Genomic DNA, 1,344 nt, shown 5'->3' with positions numbered 1-1,344 from the left:
TTTGCGATTAAAGGAGCGATCCGGTGACGGATGGGCATGCGTGACATTAGCTAGTCGGCGGGGTAACGGCCCACCGAGGCGACGATGTCTAGGGGTTCTGAGAGGAAGGTCCCCCACACTGGTACTGAGACACGGACCAGACTCCTACGGGAGGCAGCAGTGAGGAATATTGGTCAATGGGCTTACGCCTGAACCAGCCAAGTCGCGTGAGGGAAGACTGCCCTATGGGTTGTAAACCTCTTTTGTCAGGGAGCAATTGGCGCTACGTGTAGCGTTATCGAGAGTACCTGAAGAAAAAGCATCGGCTAACTCCGTGCCAGCAGCCGCGGTAATACGGAGGATGCGAGCGTTATCCGGATTTATTGGGTTTAAAGGGTGCGTAGGCGGAATGCCAAGTCAGCGGTAAAATCGCGGGGCTCAACCTCGCTCCGCCGTTGAAACTGGCGTTCTTGAGTGGGCGAGAAGTATGCGGAATGCGTGGTGTAGCGGTGAAATGCATAGATATCACGCAGAACTCCGATTGCGAAGGCAGCATACCGGCGCCCAACTGACGCTGAAGCACGAAAGCGTGGGTATCGAACAGGATTAGATACCCTGGTAGTCCACGCAGTAAACGATGAATACTAGCTGTTCGGGGCAAATGGGCCTTGAGTGGCACAGCGAAAGCGTTAAGTATTCCACCTGGGGAGTACGCCGGCAACGGTGAAACTCAAAGGAATTGACGGGGGCCCGCACAAGCGGAGGAACATGTGGTTTAATTCGATGATACGCGAGGAACCTTACCCGGGCTCAAACGCAACCGGAATGTATCTGAAAGGGTACAGCTCTACGGAGTCGGTTGCGAGGTGCTGCATGGTTGTCGTCAGCTCGTGCCGTGAGGTGTCGGCTTAAGTGCCATAACGAGCGCAACCCCTATCGACAGTTGCTAACGAGTGAAGTCGAGGACTCTGTCGAGACTGCCGGCGCAAGCTGTGAGGAAGGCGGGGATGACGTCAAATCAGCACGGCCCTTACGTCCGGGGCGACACACGTGTTACAATGGCGACTACAGCGGGAAGCCACTTGGCGACAAGGAGCGGAACCCGAAAAGTCGTCTCAGTTCGGATTGGAGTCTGCAACTCGACTCCATGAAGCTGGATTCGCTAGTAATCGCGCATCAGCCATGGCGCGGTGAATACGTTCCCGGGCCTTGTACACACCGCCCGTCAAGCCATGGAAGCCGGGGGTGCCTGAAGTGCGTGACCGCAAGGAGCGCCCTAAGGTAAAACCGGTGACTGGGGCTAAGTCGTAACAAGGTAGCCGTACCGGAAGGTGCGGCTGGAACACCTCCTTTCTGGAGCGGACC

Annotated in this window: 1 rRNA gene; it reads left to right on the top strand. The window is 56.4% G+C overall.

Annotated elements, in window-relative coordinates:
• Positions 1-1,332, top strand: a 16S ribosomal RNA gene (locus FW767_RS12700); the annotation flags it as partial.
• Positions 1,333-1,344 lie beyond the last annotated feature (12 nt).

This window comes from Heminiphilus faecis (assembly GCF_008728965.1).
Taxonomy (GTDB): Bacteria; Bacteroidota; Bacteroidia; order Bacteroidales; family Muribaculaceae; genus Muribaculum; species Muribaculum faecis.
Note: the sequence above shows the minus strand (reverse complement) of the source record. Positions and strands in the feature narration are given on the sequence as shown.